6 protein-coding genes are annotated in these 6,357 nt (G+C 67.5%); 3 read left to right on the top strand and 3 right to left on the bottom strand.

Annotated features, from left to right (window positions below; all coding sequences use genetic code 11):
* Positions 1 to 98 precede the first annotated feature (98 nt).
* The 3 genes from NS3_RS15075 to NS3_RS15065 all read right to left on the bottom strand — a co-directional run bounded on the left by NS3_RS15075 (position 99) and on the right by NS3_RS15065 (position 2,230).
* A complete protein-coding gene (locus tag NS3_RS15075) occupies positions 99 to 638 on the bottom strand; it encodes a hypothetical protein (RefSeq protein WP_067859965.1) in 540 nt (179 codons plus the stop codon).
* Positions 638 to 985 carry a hypothetical protein gene (locus NS3_RS15070; RefSeq protein WP_067859963.1) on the bottom strand — a complete coding sequence of 116 codons (348 nt, stop codon included), beginning with the start codon at positions 983 to 985 and terminating at the stop codon, positions 638 to 640. Before NS3_RS15070 ends, NS3_RS15075 begins: the two co-directional genes overlap by 1 nt.
* A gap of 504 nt (positions 986 to 1,489) precedes the next feature.
* Positions 1,490 to 2,230 carry a helix-turn-helix domain-containing protein gene (locus NS3_RS15065; RefSeq protein ID WP_067859960.1) on the bottom strand — a complete coding sequence of 247 codons (741 nt, stop codon included), beginning with the start codon at positions 2,228 to 2,230 and terminating at the stop codon, positions 1,490 to 1,492.
* 1,078 nt (positions 2,231 to 3,308) lie between these two features.
* Between NS3_RS15065 and NS3_RS15060 the strand changes: the two genes are divergently transcribed.
* Genes NS3_RS15060 through NS3_RS15050 form a run of 3 tightly spaced genes read left to right on the top strand, consistent with a single transcriptional unit; the run spans position 3,309 to position 6,220 of the window.
* Entirely contained in the window at positions 3,309 to 3,824 is a 516-nt protein-coding gene (locus tag NS3_RS15060; protein ID WP_067859957.1) for a hypothetical protein, read from the top strand.
* Positions 3,821 to 5,065, top strand: coding sequence for a cutinase family protein (locus tag NS3_RS15055; protein ID WP_245649629.1), 1,245 nt, complete (start codon positions 3,821 to 3,823; stop codon positions 5,063 to 5,065). Before NS3_RS15060 ends, NS3_RS15055 begins: the two co-directional genes overlap by 4 nt.
* Positions 5,066 to 5,068: 3 nt before the next feature.
* Positions 5,069 to 6,220, top strand: a complete 1,152-nt coding sequence (locus NS3_RS15050; protein ID WP_067859954.1) for a lipase family protein — start codon at positions 5,069 to 5,071, stop codon at positions 6,218 to 6,220.
* Positions 6,221 to 6,357 lie beyond the last annotated feature (137 nt).

Genomic DNA, 6,357 nt, shown 5'->3' with positions numbered 1-6,357 from the left:
AGCGGCAAGAAGTAGTCGCGGCCCGGAACGCAGATCAGCCCAGGGGTTCGCGCCCTGGGCTGATTTATGTCACGGGTGGCGGACTACCTGCTTTTCGATCACCGGCCGATCTCCTCACCGTGCAGATGCCGGATGTGCGGTGAGTGGGTCGGGCCGATGACCTGCGCGGTCAGGGCCGGGCTGGTGGTGCAGGCACGGACCGGGCCGCTGGAGCGGCCCGCGGTGGCGGCTTGCCGTTGGGCGAGCGCATCGTCGCGGGTGGCGGCGATCGCGGTGATCCGGTCCTTCCACCGCCCGCGGCGCTCGATCGCGGCCTGACCGGCGCCGCGGGTGTGACCGTCGACGACCTCACGGATCGTGGTCATGGCCTCGGGTCGTAATCCCGTTGTCGCGCAGGTGTTGCCGAGTCGGGTGCGTCTGGTGAGGAATTCCTCGCGGTCGGAGTCCATGCCCAGCAGCGATCCGCCATGAGCCACGCTGTCCAGGGTGCTGCCGATCGAGGACACCGAGGACTTGAGCTTTGCGTGATCGCGGTGGCTCGGGTCGACACCTGCCTCGCTGAGCAGTCGGGTCACTTCCCCGGTGACTGCCGAGGAGACGCGGTATCCGGCGGCTTTGCTGCGTATGTCGACCCACATCAGCTCCGGCAGCTCGGTTTCGCCGCTGAGGTTCCGGTGTCGATATCGCGGATCACGGCGGTGAGGTGGTGGTAATCGATGTCGCCGTAATGCTCACGCGCTTCGATCGCGTCCTCGTGCAGCCGATCGGCGACTCGAACGCGGTCGACCCAGCCTGGCCACACCCGAACATCGCCCTCGGCGCTGGCGACGATCGCGCGGCCGACCTCCCGCACCCCCTGCTGACCGTCGTCGGTCATCACCGAAATCTCCTCCGCGATCTCGGCGGGGGCGATACGACGCTCGCTGAAGCGTTCCAGCAGTTGCGGTATCCGGCCACGGACTTCCTGGCCGGGGTCGACGAGCACCGGGGTGTCGGAGCAGGTCGATCTCGGCGGTGTTCACGGTCAGGTAGTCGACGGTGAACTCGATCAGTGCCCGGTCGGTGCCAGCGCAATGCACGCCGCCAGAACCTCACGCAGCCGCTCGCGCCAGATCTGCAGGTCTGGCTTCCCGCTGTGCCGGTCTCGGCCCGCGCCCGCACCGCGCTGGTTTCGGCAATGGTCTGGGCGGCGCCGCGTCGAAGCCGGGATCGAAGAATCGCATCCTGCACCAAAGTGAGAAAGCGGAACAATTTGTCACCCACTCGTCTCGGATTGCAGCTAATCGCGTGGACGGTGACGCTTCGGTTGTGTGTCTCGTCGGTTGGCAGGCGGCTCAACGTGGTGCCCGATGATAGCCCGATGGAGGAGGAGTTGGCTGATCGGCGGGCTGTTCTGTGTGAGGGTTGTGTGGAGATCAAGATCTGTCGGATTGGGCGGTTCCGTGATCTGTCGCAGACGTTTTCGGCGTGTCGGTGGGCGTGTCGGAAATTAGCTAGGGTCGATGGTTTCGATGTCTCTGCCGGGATGCTCGGAGAGGATGATGAGGAAGATGTGCTCGCTCTGGTTGGTGATGGTCAGGCTGTAGGAGCTGGTTCGTCCGGTGGGGTGGTGGGCGTGCATGAGGTCGCTGGGGTCGCGACCGTAGGCGGTGTGCACACCGTCGTTCCAGCGGAGTCCGAACTCTTTGATGGGACGAAGGCTGCGGAAGATGGTTTGGACTTGTTGTGAGCCGCGGTAGCGGCCGACGATGCCGCGGATGTTGGCTGTGGCGTGGTCGGCTTCGTGAGGCCAGCGTGGGAACAGTCTTCTGGCGTTGTCGGAGAACATCCAGACCGGGATCGACGTTCCGGGGTTGAGTCCTGGGGCGGATTCGCGGAAGGCATTGTTGCAGGCCAGAAGAGTCCAGGCGGAGTCGACGTAGGCGGCCAGCTCGCCGCGTTCGTGTAGCCGTTGTAGGTGACGCATGAGTGCTGGGTTGGTGGTCACGGCCTCGCGGAGGGCGGAGGTCGGCTCGAGAGTGTCGGCTGTTGCCCGTAACTCGCGCAAGTGACGAGCGAGGGGGAGGTCGAGTTGGTAGCCGACGATGATCTGCTCGAGGAGGTCTTCGCTGGGTGCTCGGCGGTCTCGTTCGATGTCGGCGAGGTGACTGCGACTGATTCCCAGGCGGGTCGCGGATGTGTCGCGGGTGAGGCCGCGTTCTTCGCGGATCAGTCGGCACGTGGCGCCCACGGTCGGGATGCTCGGCGGTCGCGGCTGGTGGAGATCTGGCGGTCTGCGGTGTGCGGGATCTCGGCTCAACGGAGTTCCCCTCCTTCGATCATCTTCCGTGGCAGGCCGAAGAGAGTTATGTTGAACAGTTGGCCCCCGGGTAGTGGTTTTGTTCCTACCAGAATGGGTATGACCCGGCAACTGCGCAGATCGCGCAACCATCCGAGTGGATAGCTGAGCAGATGCCGTTCTGCGCTGATTGGCGTCGGGACGTCCTCCTGTCTGGCAGCGATTTCGCCAAAGAAGTTCCGTGACGCAAGTGTTGGCACTTTGTCGGCAAACCCACTGGTGAGGGCTCGTGTAGCGAATTACGCAAGCATCGGTACCGCTAACTGCATAACCGAAAGTGCTGGATTCTGAGGGTGTTCCGGAGTTTGGATGGAGTTGCGCGTTCGGCTACGAACTCGCGAATCCGAAGATTCTGGAAGGAAGTGGACCGTGGACCCCTTCGCAATCCTGGGTTATGTCAATGCCGGCCTGTCGGTGCTGTCGAACGGCTTGTTCGTCGTCGCGCAGACACTGAGCCTGATCCTGCCCTTCATCTGACCGAGTCGGTCTGAAAAGCGGCCTCCCGCAGCCTGTTCGGCTGCGGGATGGGGCCGCTACATGCTGTGCCGTCGGCGCAGCTGCTCCCACCTCGTAGTCCTGATCCCTTGATGGGAAGGCTTATTTCGTCATGCCCAGATCTTGCATTCCTTCGTCTACCGTCCGTGTAAGCGGTGTCGCGGCGGCCACGATGATTCCGGTGGCGGCGATGGTCCTCGCGGCCGGCGGTGCCCATGCTGCTGATCCCCTGGTCGCGGTCGCCGACCAGCCCGGGGTGACCGGTCCCGCGCAGCCGGGCACCACGCCACCGCAATCTCCGCCTGGACCTGCGCTACCCCCGGAGCCGGTTGTGCCGGAGCCCGCTCCTGCTCCTTCGCCACCGGTGTATTACGTGCAGCCACCCGAGGTCCGCAACGCTCCATCACGTCCAGCGCCTCCGCCGGAAGAGCCGGTCGCGCCGATCCGAATCGAGGACCTGCATCTACCGGAGCCGGTGGAACCGGTAGCGCCGATCGAACCCCCGGAGAACACCATTCGGATCGGGCAGTGGCAGGCCCCGCGCCCGGACTGGCTACCTCCGGAATGTGCCGATGCGATCAACGACACGGCAGCTGGAGCGGAGGCCCAGGTCTCCACCGCTCTCGACTCGATCGGCATCCCTGCCGGACGCTCGGATCGGGTGTCGGGGGCGACCCTCGCAGGCGCCGGGATCGGCGGAGCCACCGGTGCGGTCGTCGCCGGGGGCCCGGCAGCGGTCACCGGAGCGGTGGTCGGGGGGCTGGTCGGCGGCACCATCGGCGGGATCGCCGGAGCGGCCCTGGGCACGGTCGTGCCGGTTCCGGTGATCGGCACCGTGACTTCCGGGGTCGCCGGAACCGCGCTCGGTGCCGCGGCTGGTGCCGCCGCCGGTGCGGTCGTGACCGGAGTCCCGGTCGGCGCGGTCGGTGCGGTAGCTGGCGGCACGGTCGGTGCCGGCTTCGGCGCCGGAGTCGGTGTGGGGCAACCATGACCGACCACCTACGTCACCGTCGCGGAGCGGCGCGAACGATGATGGCGGTCGCGGTGGCGGCCACCGTCGAACTCGGCGCTCCGATGTGCGCCGCACCACCCGCTGCTGAGGCAGTGCCGATCGGGCCGGGGTGCCCCGCCCTATACGTGCTGGGGGTGCAGGGCACCGGGCAATCCTCACCGACAGCGGATCCGCTCGCTGACACCGGTGTGGTCGGCGCCTTGATCGCGCCGGTCCTGGGTGCAGTGCCCGGGGTAGTGCAGCGTTCCTATATCCCTTACGGTGCGGGCTTCGGCGGCGCGGTGCCCGGCGGGGGAACCGATCCTTACACGGTGTCGGTCACCGACGCCCGCAATCGACTCGACGCCGCGGCGGTCGAGATAGTCGCTGCCTGCCCGAGCACGTTGATCGCTGGGATCGGCTATTCCCAGGGAGCGCAGGCGATGTCGGGATTCGCCGCCGATGTCGGCGCCGATCTCGGTCCGGTGCCGGCGGACCGGATCGCGGGAATCGCGTTGTACGCCAATCCTGACCGGACGCCCGGCGCGCCGGTATTGCCCGGTCGGCCGGGCCAGGTTGTGCCCGATCCGGCCCCGGGAACCAGCGGGGCGGCGGTGTCGCAGGTCGCGCTGACCAATCCCTCCGCAGCCGGTGGCGGTATCGCTACCGGGGTCGGCTACGGCGAGCTGGTCGGCCGTGTCGCCGATATCTGCACCGACGGAGACCTCGCGTGCTCGGCTCCCGATCGCGCGGCCCTGCTCCGCGTCGGCGCCGCGATCGCCGCCCAAGCCGACCTACGCGACCCCCTGTCGGCCCTGGCAACCCTGAACGGCCTGCTGCACACCGCGCTGGGCGATGCATGGAATGCCGTGCTGCTCAACGACTTCGCTGTCGAGAGCGGGAACGTCGACTATCTGCCGCAGCGGAGTCTCGCAGGTCGGTTGGTCGATGCCGCCGACCCGCGCACACCGGCACCGGATGCCGGGGCGGCGGCGGGCCGCTGGAACGAGATCGTCGCTGCGGTGACGGCGAATCCGGTCGGGCTGCTGCCGAAGTTGGCCGGGCAGTTGTCGGCGGCGTGGGCAGGGCTGCTGGCCGACAACGTCGACCTGGTGAACCCCGCGGTGTTGCTGCGTTATGCCGACACCATCGCCCGCCACAACGGCTACGCCACCAGCGGCCAGCTCGACTCCGGGGTGGCCTGGATGGTCGCTCTCGCCCACGATCTCGCAGGACGGTGACCCATGACCACCCCGACCGAAACCGAAACCGAGTCCGGCGACGACTTCTACCTGCCCGTATCCGAAGACTTCACCGCGCGCGCAGGTCAACTGCTGCGTGCCCGCGAAGTGGATGTTCAGGGCATGGCCGGCGCGGCGCGGGCCTGGCAGGTGGTGTATTCGACTCGCACCAGTTTCCACGCACCCCTGCCAGCGTCCGGACTCGTCGTGACCCCCACCGCCACCACACATGCTGGCGAAGGAGCCGCCGCCCTGCTGTACTGCCCGAGCTTCCGGGGCCTGGGCGGGCGGATCGCACCATCACAACTCCTGCCCGAGGGGGTCGCCGACCCCGCACTCGCGGATGTGGCGCTGGCGCTGGAACGTGGTTGGACGGTGGCGATCCCCGATGGGCAGGGCTTGGGCATGACCGGCCTGGGGGCACTTCCGTTTCTGGCGGGGCATGCTGCGGCGCATACAGTGCTCGACCTGGCCCGCGCCGTGTCGACGATGGCCGACCTCGATGTCTCGGGCGGGTGCGTGATCTGGGGTTACGCCGATGGTGGGCGGGCGGCGATCTTCGCCGCCGAACAGCAACCGGTTTATGCCCCGGAGGTGGATTTGCGCGGGGTCGCGGCCGGCGCGGTCCCAGCGAACCCGCGTGCCTTGGTCGCCGACATCGATGGCGGCCCGCTGTCGGGCCTGGCGATGGCCGGCATGGTCGGGTTGGCCCGCGCCTACGCCCACCTACCGGTCACTCACGTTCTCACCGAAGAAGGGCACCACCGCTTCACTCACGCACAAAGTCTGACCGCCACCGAGTTACTCGAGACTTACCGCCACATTCCCCTGGGGACCTGGTGCGAACGTCGTGAACCGTGGAACGACCCGCTGTGGCGCTATGTCCTGGCGGCCGAAGCCGCGGCCCACCTGCGCCCACATGTCCCGGTCCACCTGTATCACGGCAGCAGGGACGGTCTCATCCCGATCGCGATGAGCCGGGCGTTGTTCGCCGAGTACCGGCTCTTCGATGTCGACCTGAGCTGGCGCGACTACCCCACCGGTCATGCCCGCACCGCCGTCGACGCCGCCGCGGATGTCCTGACTCTTCTGAGCTCCTACCTGCTGCGTCGTCCCGCCCGCCCCATCGACGCATCGCCATCGCAGACCACCTGAATGCGCGCCTGCCCGCCACGCACAGCGCTGTCTGAGCGGGCAGGCGCCCCGATCGAGGTGACATCAATGCACTCCCACCCCATTCACACCCGACTCCGCAGTGCCGCGACTGTGCTGGCACTGGCAACCACCTTCTT

The sequence above is a fragment of the Nocardia shimofusensis NBRC 100134 genome, from assembly GCF_001613125.1.
GTDB classification, from domain to species: domain Bacteria; phylum Actinomycetota; class Actinomycetes; order Mycobacteriales; family Mycobacteriaceae; genus Nocardia; species Nocardia shimofusensis.
Note: the sequence above shows the minus strand (reverse complement) of the source record. Positions and strands in the feature narration are given on the sequence as shown.